The sequence below is a fragment of the Affinundibacterium macrobrachii genome (assembly GCF_014652415.1).
Classification (GTDB): domain Bacteria; phylum Pseudomonadota; class Gammaproteobacteria; order Burkholderiales; family Burkholderiaceae_D; genus Undibacterium; species Undibacterium macrobrachii.
Window position 1 is genome coordinate 26,388 of sequence record NZ_BMYT01000009.1, and the last position, 17,378, is coordinate 43,765.

The 17,378-nt window shown below is 44.5% G+C and carries 16 protein-coding genes; 12 read left to right on the forward strand and 4 right to left on the reverse strand.

Features of this window, described 5'->3' with window-relative positions:
- Positions 1-180 precede the first annotated feature (180 nt).
- On the forward strand, positions 181-1,161 hold the full coding sequence (gene msrP / locus IE103_RS17965; RefSeq protein WP_189347774.1) for a protein-methionine-sulfoxide reductase catalytic subunit MsrP: 981 nt from the start codon (positions 181-183) through the stop codon (positions 1,159-1,161).
- The gene (locus IE103_RS17970; protein WP_189347776.1) at positions 1,161-1,784 is read left to right on the forward strand and encodes a protein-methionine-sulfoxide reductase heme-binding subunit MsrQ; all 624 of its coding nucleotides are present in this window, start codon (positions 1,161-1,163) and stop codon (positions 1,782-1,784) included. Before msrP ends, IE103_RS17970 begins: the two co-directional genes overlap by 1 nt.
- Positions 1,785-1,788: 4 nt before the next feature.
- Here the strand turns inward: IE103_RS17970 and lptM are convergent, their stop codons facing one another.
- Complete coding sequence (gene lptM / locus IE103_RS18680; RefSeq protein ID WP_189347778.1) at positions 1,789-1,968, reverse strand: LPS translocon maturation chaperone LptM; 180 nt, start codon at positions 1,966-1,968, stop codon at positions 1,789-1,791.
- A gap of 65 nt (positions 1,969-2,033) precedes the next feature.
- On the opposite strand from lptM, the gene cyaY reads away from it, so the two are divergent.
- Positions 2,034-2,342 (forward strand): iron donor protein CyaY, encoded by a 309-nt coding sequence (gene cyaY, locus IE103_RS17980; RefSeq protein WP_189347780.1) that lies wholly within the window; start codon positions 2,034-2,036, stop codon positions 2,340-2,342.
- A gap of 82 nt (positions 2,343-2,424) precedes the next feature.
- On the opposite strand, the gene IE103_RS17985 is transcribed toward cyaY, so the two are convergent.
- Positions 2,425-4,737 carry a penicillin-binding protein 1A gene (locus IE103_RS17985; RefSeq protein WP_189347782.1) on the reverse strand — a complete coding sequence of 771 codons (2,313 nt, stop codon included), beginning with the start codon at positions 4,735-4,737 and terminating at the stop codon, positions 2,425-2,427.
- A 314-nt stretch (positions 4,738-5,051) separates the two neighbouring features.
- On the opposite strand from IE103_RS17985, the gene IE103_RS17990 reads away from it, so the two are divergent.
- The 9 genes from IE103_RS17990 (at position 5,052) to IE103_RS18030 (ending at position 15,689) form a co-directional block, all read left to right on the forward strand.
- Positions 5,052-6,131, forward strand: a complete 1,080-nt coding sequence (locus IE103_RS17990) for a pilus assembly protein PilM (protein WP_189347783.1) — start codon at positions 5,052-5,054, stop codon at positions 6,129-6,131.
- Complete coding sequence (locus IE103_RS17995; RefSeq protein ID WP_189347785.1) at positions 6,131-6,760, forward strand: PilN domain-containing protein; 630 nt, start codon at positions 6,131-6,133, stop codon at positions 6,758-6,760. The genes IE103_RS17990 and IE103_RS17995 overlap by 1 nt, the downstream gene beginning before the upstream one ends.
- A gap of 13 nt (positions 6,761-6,773) precedes the next feature.
- The gene (locus IE103_RS18000; protein WP_189347787.1) at positions 6,774-7,439 is read left to right on the forward strand and encodes a type IV pilus inner membrane component PilO; all 666 of its coding nucleotides are present in this window, start codon (positions 6,774-6,776) and stop codon (positions 7,437-7,439) included.
- Positions 7,436-7,969 (forward strand): pilus assembly protein PilP, encoded by a 534-nt coding sequence (locus IE103_RS18005; protein ID WP_189347789.1) that lies wholly within the window; start codon positions 7,436-7,438, stop codon positions 7,967-7,969. Before IE103_RS18000 ends, IE103_RS18005 begins: the two co-directional genes overlap by 4 nt.
- Before the next feature lie 38 nt (positions 7,970-8,007).
- Positions 8,008-10,122: a type IV pilus secretin PilQ gene (gene pilQ, locus IE103_RS18010; RefSeq protein WP_229827344.1), complete on the forward strand. Its 2,115-nt coding sequence runs from the start codon at positions 8,008-8,010 to the stop codon at positions 10,120-10,122.
- Positions 10,123-10,194: 72 nt separating this feature from the next.
- Positions 10,195-12,066, forward strand: a complete 1,872-nt coding sequence (locus IE103_RS18015) for a beta strand repeat-containing protein (RefSeq protein ID WP_189347792.1) — start codon at positions 10,195-10,197, stop codon at positions 12,064-12,066.
- 31 nt (positions 12,067-12,097) lie between these two features.
- Entirely contained in the window at positions 12,098-13,780 is a 1,683-nt protein-coding gene (gene aroKB / locus IE103_RS18020) for a bifunctional shikimate kinase/3-dehydroquinate synthase AroKB (RefSeq protein WP_189347793.1), read from the forward strand.
- Between the two features lie 26 nt (positions 13,781-13,806).
- On the forward strand, positions 13,807-14,958 hold the full coding sequence (locus tag IE103_RS18025) for a deoxyguanosinetriphosphate triphosphohydrolase (protein ID WP_189347795.1): 1,152 nt from the start codon (positions 13,807-13,809) through the stop codon (positions 14,956-14,958).
- Between the two features lie 44 nt (positions 14,959-15,002).
- Entirely contained in the window at positions 15,003-15,689 is a 687-nt protein-coding gene (locus IE103_RS18030) for a DUF4197 domain-containing protein (RefSeq protein WP_189347836.1), read from the forward strand.
- Positions 15,690-15,796: 107 nt separating this feature from the next.
- Here IE103_RS18030 and IE103_RS18035 read toward each other — a convergent pair whose 3' ends face one another.
- Entirely contained in the window at positions 15,797-16,888 is a 1,092-nt protein-coding gene (locus IE103_RS18035; protein WP_189347797.1) for an enoyl-CoA hydratase/isomerase family protein, read from the reverse strand.
- Positions 16,889-17,021: 133 nt separating this feature from the next.
- Entirely contained in the window at positions 17,022-17,375 is a 354-nt protein-coding gene (gene hpf, locus IE103_RS18040; protein ID WP_189347799.1) for a ribosome hibernation-promoting factor, HPF/YfiA family, read from the reverse strand.
- Between the last annotated feature and the right edge of the window lie 3 nt (positions 17,376-17,378).

Sequence of the window (17,378 nt, forward strand, 5' to 3'; positions counted from 1 at the left end):
AAAAGCGGCGTCGACAACAAGTCTGCGCCGCTTTTTTTATCTGTACAGTATTGGCTGTAAGTATCTTTGAACCGACATGCGAGAAACTTTCATGTCTCTGTAAGGTTCTGAGGTGGGTTTCGACTCATTCAGTAGTATGACGATTTATGGATGTTTTTTTTTTAGATAAAGGGATTAACAATGCGTATGCCATTTCAGAAATATGGTGATGAAATTTTGAGCGCCTCAGATATCACTCCACGCAATGTATTTGAATCCCGTCGTGATTTTATACGTCAACTTGCTGTCGGTTCAATCGCCAGTGCGGGCGTGATTGAAATGGCGCAACGTGAAGCGTTCGCACAAAATCCTAGCGCGCAGAAATTAGCCGCCGCCGCGAATCCGAATTATCTGATTCTCGATAAAAGAACGTCGTATAAAGATGCGACGACTTACAATAATTTCTACGAATTCGGAACCGACAAGGCAGACCCAGCGGAGAATGCGGATAGCTTAAAAACGCGACCATGGATGGTGACGATCGAAGGCGAAGTGAAAAAGCCAATAACACTGGACTTGGATAGCTTGTTGAAACTTGCACCACTTGAAGAGCGAGTGTACCGCTTGCGATGTGTAGAAGGTTGGTCAATGGTGATACCGTGGATAGGCTACTCCTTGTCGCAGTTATTGAAGAAAGTAGAGCCAACTGCGAATGCGCGTTATGTTGAATTTATTTCCTTGGCGGATAAGCGCCAAATGCCCGGCGTGAACAGTCGCGTCTTACAGTGGCCTTACACCGAAGGTTTAAGAATGGATGAAGCGATGCATCCATTAAGTCTGCTTGCACTAGGTATGTATGGTGAGGTTTTGCCCAAGCAAAATGGCGCGCCAGTGCGTTTAGTATTGCCGTGGAAGTATGGTTTTAAATCGGCTAAATCCATTGTGAAAATTCGATTGACCAAAGATCAACCGCGTACCTCGTGGAATTTATCGGCTCCAGAAGAATATGGTTTTTATTCAAATGTGAATCCAGAGGTAGATCACCCTCGCTGGTCGCAAGCAAGCGAGCGACGCATCGGTGAAGATGGATTCTTATCGCGCAAACGCAAGACGCTGATGTTCAATGGATATAGTGAAGTCGCCAGTTTGTATACCGGAATGGATCTAAGAAAGTTCTATTAATGCTGACAATTAAATCCTTAAGTCCGCGCCAATTATTCTGGTGCAGAGTGATTGTGTTTGTATTAGCTTTGCTACCGTTTCTGCGCTTGGTTTATGCAGTTTACCAAGATGCACTTGGCGCGAATCCTTTGGAGTTTATTACGCGTAATACGGGTGATTGGGCGCTATATTTTCTTTGTATTAGCTTGGCGATTACGCCACTGCGTAAAATTTTAGAGTGGCATTGGTTGATTCGCTTGCGTCGCATGCTTGGTCTGTATGCCTTCTTTTATGCGTCGCTGCATTTCTTAACCTTTTTGTGGTTTGACCATTTCTTCGACCTGAGTGATATGTGGCGTGATGTGGTAAAGCGTCCTTTTATCACCGTGGGCTTTGTTGCATTCGTGTTGTTGCTGCCTTTGGCTTTGACGAGCAACCAATGGATGATCAGACAGTTGGGTGGCAAACAATGGCAACTACTACACCGATTGGTTTATTTGATTGCCCCCTTAGGCGTACTGCATTATTTCTGGATGAAGGCGGGGAAAAATTTATTACTGCAACCCTTGTTGTTTGCGGCGCTAGTCAGTGGTTTGTTGGGCGTGCGTCTGTATTGGCGTTTGCAGTCACGCATGAAACGCTAGCGGCTTATTTTGATGGCGTTGTCTCAGTTTGTGTCGGCATTGATTGCGTCACATTTGGTGTCGCTGAGCTCGCTTTTTTTTCTGGCATGTAAAGTGGTCCCTTTTGACCGCAAGCACTCAGTAAGAAAGTGCTGAGAAGAATTGTCCCTGCGATACGTGGGGAAATGCGTGTGTGCTTATTCAAAATCTTGTAACCCGTATAGAATGCCGCATGGATATGCAGAATTTCATTGAAAGTGGGAGTGTAACATGACGGAATCGGAATTTTTAGTGCTGGCGGATAGCTGCTTGCAACAAGTGCAGGAAATGTTTGAGACAGCGTTTGAAACGGATGTATGGGATGTGGATACCAAACGCAGCGGCAATGTTTTAGAAATTGAATTTGTTGGTAATGGCTCTAAGATTATTGTGAATAGCCAAGCACCGATGCAAGAAATGTGGGTGGCTGCGCGATCGGGCGGTTTTCACTACAAATATGATGGCGCGTTTTGGCGTAATACACGCGATCAATCAGAGTTATTTGCTGTTCTGCGCGATATTGCAGAATCGCAGAATTGAATCGTTTAGAAAAATAAATTGTAGTCTCAATAAAAAACAAAAAAATAGCGAGAAAATTTCTCGCTATTTTTTATTGATCTACTTATTCAATAATTACTTCGTCTGCATTCAAGGCGCGAGGCACTGAACCCGGTGGGTTTTCTACATAGAAGTAGTCACCCTCAGCTTGAATAATGCCGTTTGGAATAGGTCGTTCCATAATCGGGATATCACGTAAAGCGCGTTGCATGTAACTAATCCAAATAGGTAGGGCGAGGCCGCCACCGGTTTCGCGATTACCTAGATTACGCGGTTGGTCATACCCCATCCAAGCAACGCCAACGATTTTTGCTTGATAACCTGCGAACCAAGCGTCGATCGAGTCATTCGTCGTACCCGTTTTGCCGGCGATATCTGGTCGTTTTAGCGAGAGTGCTTTGGTCGCGGTTCCAAAGCGAACCACATCTCTGAGCATACTATCCATTAAGAAGGCATTGCGTTCATCGATGACGCGATTGGCTTCGTCCGCTGCTGTGTCGGGCTTGGCTTGCGCGATGACTTTTCCTTCGGAATCCGTAATTTTGGAAATCAGGTAAGGATTTACTTTGTAGCCCCCATTTGCAAACACTGCATACGCTCCAGCCATTTGTAATGGCGTAACGGCACCAGCACCCAACGCCAAGGTTAAGTAAGGCGGATTTTTTTCAGGAAGGAAGCCGAAGCGACTGGTGTATTCCTGCCCGTACTTGGCACCAACTTTTTGCAGTATGCGAATCGACACCATGTTTTTGGACTTGGTCAGACCTTTGCGCATCGACATAGGGCCTTCGTACTTTCCATCGTAATTCTTTGGTTCCCAAGCTTGTCCTCCAGTTTGACCAGCATCGAAGCTAATTGGCGAGTCATTAATAATTGTTTGTGGGGACAGCCCTCTTTCTAATGACGAGGAATAAATAAAAGGTTTGAAACTCGATCCAGGTTGGCGCCAGGCTTGTGTCACATGGTTGAATTTGTTTAGGTTGTAATCAAAACCGCCCACCAGTGCGCGAATCGCGCCATCGTGCGTGTCTGCGGCAACAAATGCGGATTGCACTTCAGGCATTTGAATGATGGACCAGTTCTTTCCTTCTAAAATTACTCGAATTACTGCACCACGTTGTATGCGCTTATTGGGTGGGGCATTGGCTTTTAAACCTGAGGCTGCAAAGCTTAAGCCTGCTCCTGTAATTTGAATTTCCTCTCCGTTTGATAAAGTTGCTTTTACCGACGTTGGACTTGCCTCGGTCACCATGGCAGCCAAAATGTCATCACTGTCTGGGTGGTCGGCTAGTTCTTTCTCGATAATTTCATCCGCGACTTCTTTATTTCTAGGTAGTTCAACAATCGCTTCCGGACCGCGGTAGCCATGACGGCGTTCGTAATCAAGTATGCCTTTCCGCAAAGCGGCATAAGCAGTTTCTTGTTCTTCTTTGGTGATTGTTGTATAGACGTTAAATCCGTGCGTGTAGGTATCTTCCTTAAATTGTTCATACACCAACTGGCGAGCCATCTCCGCCACGTATTCCGCGTGAATCGCAAATTCGGCACTATTGGTTTTGATGTGTAATTTCTCTACTTTTGCAACTTCATACTGCGCTTCCGTGATGTAGCCCAGTTGCTTCATGCGTTGCAGAATGTACTGTTGGCGTACCGTCGCGCGTTTTGGGTTAGCAACTGGATTGTAGGCTGACGGTGCTTTTGGTAGGCCTGCGAGCATTGCAGCCTCTGCTACTGTGATGTCTTTTAGGCTTTTTCCGAAATAAATTTGAGCTGCAGAGGAAAAACCATAGGCGCGCTGTCCCAAATAAATTTGGTTCATGTACACCTCGAGAATCTGATCTTTGGTCAGATTTTGTTCTATCTTCCATGCAAGCAAAATTTCATAAATCTTGCGTTTAATGGTTTGCTCGGTTGATAAGAAAAAATTTCTTGCAACTTGCTGGGTGATGGTTGAAGCACCTTGTTTGTTACTAGTTGTTACATTATTGATAGCAGCGCGGGCAATACCGATATAATCGACGCCACCATGTTCATAGAATCGATCATCCTCAATGGCAAGTACCGCTTTTTTCATCACATCGGGAATTTCTGAGAAGTGAACAACATTGCGTCTTTCCTCTCCAAATTCTGCGATCAAAACATTGTCGGCAGAAAACACCCGCATGGGCATTTTGGGGCGGTAACTGGTAATTGCATCAATCTCAGGGAGGTTGGGATAAGCCATTGAGATCGCAAAAACAAGTACCAGGACGCCTGTCAACATCAGACCAAAGACAACTAGCAAGAATTGCAAAAGTATGCGTGCCACCAAATTTGGCTTAGATGCACTAGGGGCTTGAGCTTCGTTGCTTGGTTCGATCGGGGATGTTGATGACATGATGGCATAGTAAAAAACAGGTAGGTCAGCATTATAGCTGGGCTGAATCAACTATAAAAATTGCATTTCGGGCTTTTTATGCTTCAAGTGGAGAATTGACAACGTAAAACCGCCACTTCTACCGGAAAATGCTTTACATTACACTCCCCTTATTGCTAGGATTTAACGTAAGCTAGTATGAGTGTCTGCTAAATCGCGGTTTTTAAAAGAAAAAATGAAATTTGGAGCGGTTTAAATTGTTTTTGCTAGGCAATATCAGCAGCAGATTTTTGGTGTATTTTGCATGAAAAAAATATTTATTTGAGGGGATTTCCTTGGCTTTCGATCTTGCGTCATTGCTTGGACAAAAGAATCCGCCCTTAGTGGGACTGGATATCAGCACGTCCGACGTTAAGCTGGTAGAACTCTCACGTGCCGGCGAAAAGGACTTTAAATTAGAACGTTGTGCTTTCGAGCCTTTGCCGAAGGGGGCGGTGGTCGACGGCAACATTGAAAACTTAGAGCAAGTTTCGGAAGCGGTGTTGCGCGTTTTAAAGCGTAGCGGTACCGGTACTAGAAATGTTGCTTTAGCGATGCCTGCTGCTTCAGTCATTACAAAAAAAATGATTCTGCCTGGAAGCTTGACTGAACAGGCGCTTGAATTTCAAGTTGAGTCGGAGGCAAGTCAATATATTCCATTCTCTATGGATGAAGTTAGTATTGATTTTTGCGTGATGGGGCCGACTGCTAACTCAGAAGAAGATGTGGATGTTTTACTTGCTGCTTCCCGCAAAGAGAAGATTGAAGACCGTGTAGCTGCAGCGCAAGCTGCGGGCCTCCAGGCAAAGGTAATGGATATTGAATCCTTTGCAGCTAGAGCTGCGGTTGAACGCTTGATTGAGCAGCAGCCGAATGGTGGGCAAGATCAAATTTATGCCTTGTTTCAAATTGGTTCAAAAGTGACATATATATCGATCATGCTCAACGGCGAGGTTATCTATGAGCGAGATCAGCAATTTGGTGGTAATCAGTTGACGCAAGATATTGTTCGCAATTACGGATTGTCATTCGATGAAGCGGAGATGAAAAAGCGCCAAGGGGATTTGCCGGATAGTTATGAAATGGAGTTATTGGAACCATTTTTAGAAAATGCCGCTCTAGAAGTTACTCGCGCCATTCAATTCTTCTTCACTTCGACCCCCTATACGCGCATCGATCAAATTTTCCTTGCTGGTGGGTGCTCGATGTTGCCCGGTTTAGTTGAGATTGTTGCTGAGCGAACCAAGTTGTCGACCTCGGTCATTAGCCCATTCAAAGGTATGGAGTTAGGTTCGAATGTGAACGAGAAAACATTGAGAAGTGATGCGCCTGCCTATTTAGTTGCTTGTGGTTTAGCAATGCGGAGGTATGGATAATGATTAGAATTAACCTACTTCCACATCGCGAAGCACGTCGAAAAGAGCTAAAGAGTCAGTTCTATTCTTTAATGATGCTTGCCGGATTGGTTGGCGCAGCAGTTGTTATTTTAGTCGGCTTTGTTTTCTCTACACAGTTATCCGCACAGACGGAACGAAATGCTTTCATCACTCAAGAAAATCTTGAGTTAGATAAAAAGATCAAAGAAGTTGCCAACTTGAAGCAAGAAATCGACGCATTAAAGGCAAGGCAGCAAGCGGTCGAAGATTTGCAAGGCGATCGTAATCAACCTGTCTATATGATGAATGAGCTCGTCAGGCTGGCGCCTGAAGGTTTGTATTTGACGGTCATCGAACAAAAGGGCCAAAGAATTGCAATCAAGGGATATGCGCAGTCACATTCAGTGGTTGGTCTATTCGTTACAGAGTTGAGTGGCTCTCCGTGGATGAGCAAGCCAGAAATTATTCAGAATAAGGCGGTGGGACTTGGTCAGGGACGCGATGCAAAACGTGTCATCGAGTTTGATCTGAGTGTCGATATTCGTCGTCCACGTGAATTAGAAGCTGCAGCCAGTGCCGCTGAAGCTGGTGCAGTTAAGAAAAATCCAGCAGACGCAAAATCGCCTTAACGAAGAGAATACTATGTCAGATTTTAAGGAAAAGTTTGAGTCACTTGCTAGTCAGTTTCGAGACCTCAACGGCTTGCATCCTGGTTTATGGCCACTTGCGCCTCGCATATTGTCAGCAATTGGTTTGTGTGTTTTTGTTCTATTTGTTGGTTGGTGGTTTTATTGGAGTACCCAATTAGAAGAAATTGATCTTGGACAACAAGAAGAACAAAAATTAAAAGATACGTTTAAGGCAAAGGTTCAGCAGTCGATTAGTTTGGATGCCTTGAAAGAACAACGTAAGTTGGTATTGCAATACGTGTCGCGCATGGAGAAACAATTGCCGAGTACAGCAGAATATGCTGCCGTCTTAGCCGATATTAACTCTGCGGCAAATGGGCGTGGTTTGAGTATGGATATTTTCAAACCTGCTGGTGCAACGATCAAGGATTATTACGCGGAGTTGCCGATTGAGATTCAAATGGTTGCGAATTACCACGATATGGCGCAATTTGTCGCAGACGTAGCTAAGTTGCCGCGTATTGTTACCTTAAATAATCTTAGTTTTAAAGTGAGTAAAGACGCGAAAAAGCCGGGTATTGTGATGGACGGCATTGCCAAGACTTATCGTTATCTGGATCCTGAAGAGATTGCTGAGCAAGCTGCTGAACGCAAGAAAAATAAAGAGGCGAAGAAATGAAAATAATGCCTAAGTTTATTATCTTTTTCTTGCCCTTCCTGTTAAGCGCCTGTGGTGATAACGGCCTTGATGAATTAAAGGGATGGATGGACCAAGTTAAAAAAGAGACCCAAGTCAAAGTTGCTCCGATAGCTGAGCCTAAGGTTTTTACCCCTGCATCTTATGATGGCAATGATTTAATTGATCCATTTGATTCTGGTAAATTGTTAGTCGTATTTGCGCGCATGAAAGCAGCGAATGATAATGGTTTAAAACCCGATTTTGATCGACCAAAGGAAGCGCTTGAAGGCTATGCTTTGGAGTCAATGAAAATGGTTGGTACATTTGATAATCATAAGACTTTGCAAGGTCTTATTCAGATTGGAAAAGCGGTATTTCCTGTCGTTGTCGGTGGCTATATCGGGCAAAATTTTGGCAAAGTCATTAGTATCAATGAAACTAGGATTGATCTTGTGGAAGTGGTGCAAGACGCGACCGGTGAATGGACAGAAAGAAAAGCAAGCTTAGAATTGCAAGAGGCGAAAAAATGATGAGATTGATAAAAGCAATTAATAGGAGCATCAAGAGCATGAAGTATTTCTTTCTGGGACTAATGTTTTTGAGTCAGCTCGCTCAAGCGCAAACCGCTAATACGATTGAATCTATTACCGCCAATCAGCAAGGTGCAAATATTATCGTTAAGATAAATTTTAAGTCGCCTTTGGTTAAGCCGCCGGTAGCGTTTTCAATTACTAATCCGGCTAGAATTTCCTTTGATTTCGCAAACACTAGTAATGGTACCGGTAAAAGCACCGTGGATATAGGATTGGGCGAAGTTCGTAGCATCAATTTGATTGAAGTACCAGAGCGTTCTCGAATGGTTTTTAATTTGAACCGCTCGCTGAACTATGCGACTTTCATTGAAGGTAGTTCACTAATTGTAACGATTGATGGTTCAGGTGGATTAGCGACACCAGTTAATGCGATTGGTTTGCCGGTGAACAATAAAGAAATAGCGCAACCAACGAAACAATTATTGCGTGATATCGATTTCCGTCGTGGCGTCGCCGGTGATGGCCGCGTCGTCGTTGAGCTTCCAAGCAATCAAGTAGCGATTGATGCAAAACTTCAAGGTCAAACCATTGTTGTCGACTTTATGAAGGTCGGAATCCCTGATATTTTACGTAAGACTTTGGACGTGTCTGACTACGGTTCTCCTGTGCAGAAAGTGACAACCACTCGGCAAGGCGAAAACGTCAGGATGTTGATCGAGCCAAAAGGTTTGTGGGAGCACAGCATTTATCAAAGCGATAGTCAATTGGTAATTGAGGTTAAGCCGATTAAAGAAGATCCGAATAAGCTGACCCAAGGCACCCAAGGTTACAAAGGTGATCGGTTTGGTATGAATTTCCAAGATGTTGATGTCCGTGCTGTGCTGCAAATTTTGGCAGAGCAAGGTGGTGTCAATATTATTGCAAGTGACTCGGTGACGGGTAATATAACGATCCGTTTAATTGACACGCCTTGGGATCAAGCGCTTGATATTGTGATGCAAATCAAGGGCTTAGATATGCGAAAGAACGGGAATGTTATTTTGATTGGACCTAAAGATGAGTTACTAACGAAGGAAAAACTCGAACTTGAACAGAAGGCCGCTATTGCAGAGCTTGAGCCTCTGAAAACCGAGTCATTCCAGTTGAAGTATCAGAAGGCAGATACTTTCAAGAAGCTTTTTGGTGCAGAAGATACCACAACTAATCGCATTCTTTCCAAGCGCGGTAGTGTGCTAACTGAACCAAGAACGAATCAATTATTTATTACCGATATTGCTTCCAAAATTGAAGAAGTCCGCAAGTTAATTCAAAAGACCGATATTGCAACGAAGCAAGTGGTAATCGAGGCGAGGATCGTTGAAGCGGATAATAAATTTAGTCGCAATTTGGGTGCTAAATTAGGTTTTGCTGATCTACGTGGGCTCAAAGGTGGAGATACAGGCTTCCAGATTTCAGGAAATCAACGTGCTGCTATCACCGGTAATTATTTAGGGGTTGGCGAGCAAACCGGACAAGCTAAGATTACCGAGAAGAGTTATATGCCTAACACACAGTTTGTTAATTTGCCAGCTGCTGGCATCGGTGGTTTGGATGCTGGTAGTCTTGCGGTGAGTTTGTTTTCAGCTGCTGCAAATCGATTCTTAAACTTAGAGTTGTCTGCCTTAGAGGCAGATGGCGATGGTAAAATTATTTCAAGTCCACGTGTAGTGACAGCCGATCAAACACCGGCACACATCGAGCAAGGGCAAGAAATTCCTTATCAGATTGCAACTCTGAGCGGAGCGACAGCAATTTACTTTAGAAAAGCGACTTTGAGCTTAGATGTGACTCCACAAATTACGCCAGATGGTACGATTATTCTTGCCGTTGATGTTCATAAAGATAGTCGCGGTGAAGAAACTCGTGGTGGTCCTGTAATTAATACAAAACAAGTCAAAACCAATGTGTTGGTTGAGAATGGCGGTACTGTCGTATTGGGTGGTATTTACACACAGGAAGAGCGTGCTGACGTGACGAAAGTACCTTTCCTTGGTGATCTGCCACTTTTTGGTAATTTATTTAAGTCAACAGGTAAGACAAATAATAAAACTGAGTTATTGATTTTTATCACACCAAAAGTTCAACTCACTGGAACATTTGCAAATCAGTAAAGCGATTATTAGTAAGATTTTTGATTCAAATGTAGGCTGTCTCTACATTCATTTATATTTAATAGGTGTTACATGACGAAGTTAATTCGCGCATTTTTTGCTATGGCTGTGATTTCGCTGCTTTCTGCTTGTGGCGGTGGTGGTGGGTCTGCCGGGAATACCAGTGGGGTCGCGCTTTTTACTAGCGCTGCTGAGAAAATTACAATCTCACCTGGTGAGGTACAAACTTACAATATCGGCGGCGGTATTCCAGCTTATATCGCGACTAGTAGTTCGAGTGCAGTTAGTGTCCAGGTGAGTGGTAAAACGCTACGAATCACTGGAGGCAATGGAGGATCTGCGGTGGTCGCGATTACCGATGCCGCTGGTGCGAAAGTACTTATTGAAGCAACTGTAGGTTCAGGAATTGATCTGTATACAAGTGCTCCGAGCACGGTTTCGGTTGGAGTGGGCGGCACCTCTGCTATATATCGTATTGGTGGTGGCAGCCAAGTTTATGTCGTTACTACAAGTGATACTCGAATTGCAAGTGTTGGTCAGACTACATCTCGTGAGTTTGTTATAACTGGTCAATCTGGTGGTAAAGCTGTTGTAACAGTCAAAGATACTTTGGGTAAGGAAGTAAAGATTGATGTAGTCGTTGGTACAGTTGATCAGCTTTTTTCTACTGCTGCGAAAGATGTGACAATTGAAGTCGGTGGAGCGAACACCTATAAAGTCGGTGGTGGATCGACCATTTACGCTGCAGATAGCAGCAACATTGCAGTTGCAACAGCAAAGATCACGGGAAACGATCTTGTAATTACAGGTGTTTCGACGGGGAAAGCGACTGTCGTAGTCCGTGATTCTACAAATGGAAGCTTGGAAATTAGTGTTACGGTTGGGAATGGAACACCAACGCCATTGTTTACGACCGCATCACCTAGCATCGTAGTTGCTCCAGCAACATCTCCAAGCTTTACAATCGGTGGTGGACGAGCTCCTTACCGAGTCAGCAGTAGCAATTCAAGTATTGTGACGGCAACCGTATCAGGTACAAATTTGACTTTGAATGGTGTTGCAAAAGGTAGTGGTCAAGTGATTGTTACTGATTCTGCTGGAGCAACAGTCACGATTAATGTCACTGTTGGTACAGGCACGGTTGTTCCTCTGTTTACAACTGCTCCAGGGTCCGTAACAATCGTATCACCAGCATCATCTACATATAGTATCGGTGGAGGAGCATCACCGTACACTGTTACAAGTAGCAATGTTGCTGTGGCCTCAGTTACAAGTAGCGAGTCTGGGTTTAGTGTTAAAGGGGAGAGTTCGGGTAATGCGCAAGTGGTTATTCGCGATTCTCTCGGTGCTTCAGTTACGGTTAATGTGACAGTCACAGCTGCTGCTTCTTTACCAGTTGCAATTGTCCCTGGTGATTCTACTGGTGCTGTCGGTGATACATTGAACTTTAATATTTCAGGTGGTGTTTCACCTTACACGGTTTCAAATAATAATCCAAGTATCGCAACTGTAACGCAAACAGGCAATGCATTTACTGCAAAATTACTAAATGTGGGAGAAACTAAAGTTACCGCTTTTGATTCGTCGGGTAAATCTGTGGAAGTAACTGTGACAGCTACTGCTGCAAGTTCTCAACTTCGTATTTCTCCGGCAACGATCGATGTAGGTGAGGATTTTTCAAACGACATCAGTTTAACTATTTACGGTGGCACTGGACCATATCGTGCTTTTACAAGTAACTTAGTTTTATCTTCTGTGCCCGCTGGATCAATCGCACAAACAGCAGATGGGACAGCATTTGTGATTGGTTTAGGCTCTCAAGGTAACCGTTGCGTACCGTCAAATCGCGCAGTTACGTTCACTATCGTTGATAGTAAGGGGGCCTCAGCTACTTCAATAATGAATATTGTTGCTAATAATGGGGGAGGTTCGGTTTGTCCTTAACCCCAATTACTATTTGACGTAAAGAAATATAGTGACAAGTAATATATTTTTAGTAGGCCTGATGGGCTCTGGCAAAACTACGGTTGGCAGAGCCCTCGCCAAGAAACTGAGCAAACGGTTTATTGATTCTGATCATGAGATAGAGGCGCGCACTGGTGTCGCTATTTCAGTGATTTTTGAAATTGAAGGTGAAGCGAGTTTTCGTCAGCGTGAAGCCGATGTGATTCGCGACCTTTGTCAACAGGAAGACATCGTCCTTGCCACAGGTGGAGGAGCGGTGTTGAATCCCCAAAGTCGAGAATTGCTTCACTCCCGTGGCACGGTCGTTTATTTGAAAGCGAGTATCAGCAATATTTTGCATCGTACTCGACACGATAAGAAGCGCCCATTGTTACGCACACCCGATCCGCGCAAAAAGCTTGAAGAGCTTGAGCAGCAACGAGATCCACTCTATCGTGAAGTCGCGCATATCGTGATCGAAACAGGTCAGCCGCAGTTACAGACCTTGGTTCAAACAATCGTGGACAAACTTCCCGCAGACGCGGGTATCTTGAACCAAACCGTACAGAAAATCACCCAGCAGTTACCAACTGTGGCCCAAAACAAAGTCATTATGGAACAGGAAATACATCAAGCACGAACGCTACAAGTGGATCTTGGTGAGCGAACATATCCGATCACGATTGGTGAGGGTTTGTTGTCTAATCCAGCATTGTTGCAAAGCAGGATTAAAGGTCAGCGTGTTGTAATCGTAACCAACACGATCGTTGCCCCTTTGTACCTAGAGAATCTCGCTACGCAATTGCATGCGATCGGTAAGCAGGTCGAATCCATCATTTTGCCTGATGGCGAGGAATACAAAAATTGGGAAAACTTGATGTTGGTATTCGACGGCTTGCTGGCTAAGAAGTGTGATCGTAAGACTACATTGATCGCTTTGGGCGGCGGCGTTATCGGTGATATGACTGGGTTTGCCGCTTCAGCTTATATGCGTGGCATCCCATTTATACAAATTCCAACCACACTGTTAGCTCAAGTTGACTCCTCAGTGGGTGGCAAGACCGGGATTAATCACCCCTTAGGCAAAAATATGATAGGCGCGTTTTATCAGCCGCAAGCGGTGATTGCCGATATGAGTAGCTTGAAAACTTTACCTGATCGCGAACTGTCTGCCGGTTTGGCCGAGGTGATTAAACATGGTGCAATTATCGATTCCGGTTTTTTCACTTGGATAGAAAACAATGTCGAAAAATTACGCGCGAAAGATATAGAAGCCTTGTCCTATGCGGTATTGCGTTCATGCGAGATCAAAGCCAATGTGGTGCGACAAGACGAACGAGAAGGTGGCTTGCGCGCGATTTTAAATTTTGGCCATACTTTTGGCCATGCGATCGAGTCAGGTTTAGGTTACGGTAACTGGCTACATGGTGAAGCGGTAGGCTGTGGTATGGTGATGGCGGCAGACTTATCTTATCGACTTGGGTATATTGATTTTGTCAGTAAAACACGCATTACTCAATTAGTTGAGGCTGCCGGACTGCCTATCGTCGCCCCAGATTTAGGTGAACAAGTGTGGCTTGATTTGATGGAAGTCGATAAGAAAAATGAGGGCGGCCAAATTAAATTTATTTTGCTCAAGCCATTAGGCAATTGCCTTATTACCGAGGTGCCGAAAGATCTGCTGTTAGCAACTTTAAGAGCTAGCATCCAGTAAATCCCTTGCTGTTTGAAAGTAACTTTATGTTCTCCGATAATCAACTCGCTCCTTATGCTGCACAATCTGCGCAAACCAAGGGGCGGCGATTTTCGGAGCCAACCCCAAGCTCTCGTTCAGAATTTCAAAGAGACCGAGATCGCATCATTCACAGCACGGCTTTTCGTCGCCTCGAATATAAAACACAAGTCTTCGTTAATCATGAAGGTGATTTGTTCCGTACCCGCTTGACGCACAGTATTGAAGTCGCACAAATCGCGCGCTCTATTGCGCGTAATTTGCGCTTGAACGAAGATTTGGTGGAGGCAATTTCGCTTGCGCATGATCTCGGCCACACTCCGTTTGGTCACGCCGGCCAAGATGCTCTCAACGCGTGTATGAAAGACTATGGCGGCTTCGAACATAATATGCAAAGTTTGCGCGTGGTTGATGTATTAGAAGAGCGTTATGCAAGTTTTGAAGGATTGAACTTAAGCTTCGAAGCCCGCGAAGGAATTCTCAAACACTGCTCTTTGAATAACGCGCGCACGCTTGGTGAATTAGGCCTACGCTTTATTGAGAAAAAGCAGCCAAGTTTGGAAGCACAGCTAACCAATTTGGCCGATGAAATTGCTTACAACAATCACGACATCGATGATGGTTTGCGCTCGGGTTTGCTGAGTGAATCACAGTTGATGGAAGTCGACTGTTATGCCCGATTTCGGCGCGAGGTAGATCATACATATCCTGGCATTGCTGGACGGAGAGCGATCTCAGAAACCATTCGTCGTATGATCAATTTGTTGATCACCGATCTGATCCAAACATCGGAGCAGCGCATTGCCGACTATGCGCCTAAGAGTATCGATGATGTACGCGCGCTGCCTGCGATGATCGCTTTTTCCGATCATATGCATCAGGAGGCGAAAGTGCTCAAACAGTTTTTATATGAAAACTTGTATCGGCATTACTTAGTCAATCGTATGAGCAATAAAGCGAAAAATACAGTGCGCGAATTGTTCACACTCATGTTGGCTGAGCCAGGATTAGTACCTCCAGATTATCGCGTCAGCGCGCACGATGATCCGCAACAAACACAAATCGCACGTGCCCGACGAATTGCTGATTACATTGCGGGTATGACTGATCGCTTTGCGATTCGCGAGCATCGTCGCTTGTATCAGATCGAAGAAGTATAAGTTCGAAGTTAATTTACTAGCTCACAAGGAATATTATGCGAACAATGAAATCAATGCACTCTGTAGTCTTAGTCTCAGCACTAATGCTTCCTGCATTCAGCTACGCTGTTGATTTGAGCCAGCTGAGTACGAAGGATGCCAATAGTGGATTGAAAGCGGCTTTGGAACAAGGTGCGAATGCAGCGATTTCCAAGCTTGGTGTTGCCGACGGATTCTTAAACAATGAAAAAGTAAAGATTCCATTGCCATCGATTTTAGAAAAAGCAAAACCTATCCTTAAGTTGAGCGGGCAAAGTAAGCATCTCGATGAATTGGTCGTGGCGATGAATCGTGCGGCAGAAACCGCCGTGCCGATGGCTAAGCCATTGCTATTAGATGCGGTGAAAACAATGTCGGTCACCGATGCGAAAAATATTTTAAGTGGTGGTGAAACTTCCGTCACCGATTTTTTCAGACAAAAAACATCTGCAGCATTGACGACCAAGTTTACGCCGACTGTGAAAGGGGTGACGGATAAAGTAGGACTCGCAAGCAAATACAATTCGGTGATGGCCAAGGCACAAAAGATGGGGGCAGTACCTGAAAAAGAAGCGACGGTCGAATCTTACGTGTCTGGTAAAGCGGTCGATGCCTTATATACGATGATCGCTGAAGAAGAGAAAAAGATACGTCAGGACCCAATCGGCACCGGCAGCAAAATTATTGGTAAAGTTTTTGGTTTGTTGAAATAAGATTTTATTTTGATCGTTTAGTGTTATCAAAATCGAGCACCTCGTCGGCAGCAAGGCCAGTACCAATTGATTGGTACTGGCGTGTGATCAACTCGTTAGATCATTGTTTATTGCAGGTTAGCCAAAGGATGCGCATAACCTGGCCACACCTCAGCAAAGAAGCTTGCGACTAGCGCTGCATCTACTTCCGCGATAGTTGCAGGTGACCATTTGGGCGTGTTGTCTTTGTCCACAACCAAAGCACGCACGCCCTCCAATACTTCGCCATGTTTAAAGCAATGTCGGACCATCGTTCGTTCAATGCGTAGGCAATCTGCAACCGATTTGTTTCGGCAGCGCTGAAGCTGTTCAGCAGTGACTGCCATCATCAGCGGTGAGCGTTTTTGCATGGTGGATAATGTGGCGATTGCAAAGTCACTTGTATCTTTTGCCAGCGATGCCATTACTTCATCAACGCTTGCTGTTTGAAAGTGGTGATCGATAGCACTTCTTTGCTGGGCCAACTTACAGTTGTGAACATCCAAAGCTTGATAAAATTGTGATGAGAAATCGCGAATAGCGATCCGAATATCTGGAACTTTTGATTGCGCAACCAGTAGCAATAAATCGGGAAGGGCAGAAGTTGGTATGAACACATCAGCGAGATTGGCATAGATGGCATCCATACCTAAAATCACTTCACCAGTAAGACCCAGATACCGTCCAATTTCACCTGGTGTTTGATTCAAGAAATAGCCACCACCAACATCGGGAAATAATCCGATATTCACTTCTGGCATTGCCATCTTAGTTCGTTCGGTGACTATACGTAAGCGACTCGCGACACCCGATTGGGCAATTCCCATGCCGCCACCCATTACAACGCCGTTCAGTAAAGCAATGTAAGGTTTGGGGTAAAAATGGATCAAATGATTTAGTGCATATTCTTCGGTGAAGAAGTCTTCTAATAGGGCGCTATCCTGCATCGGTGTTTTCGTACCGACATCGTAGAAGAAGCGAATGTCACCACCAGCACAGAAAGCTTTTTCGCTACTGCTTTGGATAAAAACTGCGGTGACTTCTGGATTGTCGCGCCACGCGAATAAAGTTGTGGTAATCGCGCGTACCATCTCAAGAGATAAAGAGTTAAGTGCTTTTGGGCGATCAAGTGTGATGATGCCAATCTTGTTATTGATTTCGGTTAAGACGTGAGAACTCATAAGCTTGTCGTAGGGTTGGGTAGGGCTCGATTTTAACTCAGAGCGATTGGCTTGAAAAATCAAAGTAGAACAAAATAAAAGGGCGCTGAAAAGCGCCCTAGGATCATCACAGAAAGTGAATCGAAAATGCTATTTAATCTAATTGTGTTGAGGTCGGATCAGGAATATGTTTGATCGCATCATGTTGATGATCTTGAATTTTATCCTTATGTTTAATCACTTGACGATCGAGCTTATCGACTAAAGCATCAATGGCTGCATATAAATCATGTGCCAAACTTTCAACGTGGATGTCTTTTCCACTCAGATGTAAATTAATATCGGCTTTGTGACGTTTGTCCTTTTCGCGGAGCTTATCGACCGTCAAAATGACGGCAATATCAATGACTTGATCGAAGTGTCGTCTTACCCGTTCGAGCTTGGTTTGTACATATTCACGAATTGCAGGAGTTACTTCGACATGGTGTCCACTGATGGTGAGATTCATACT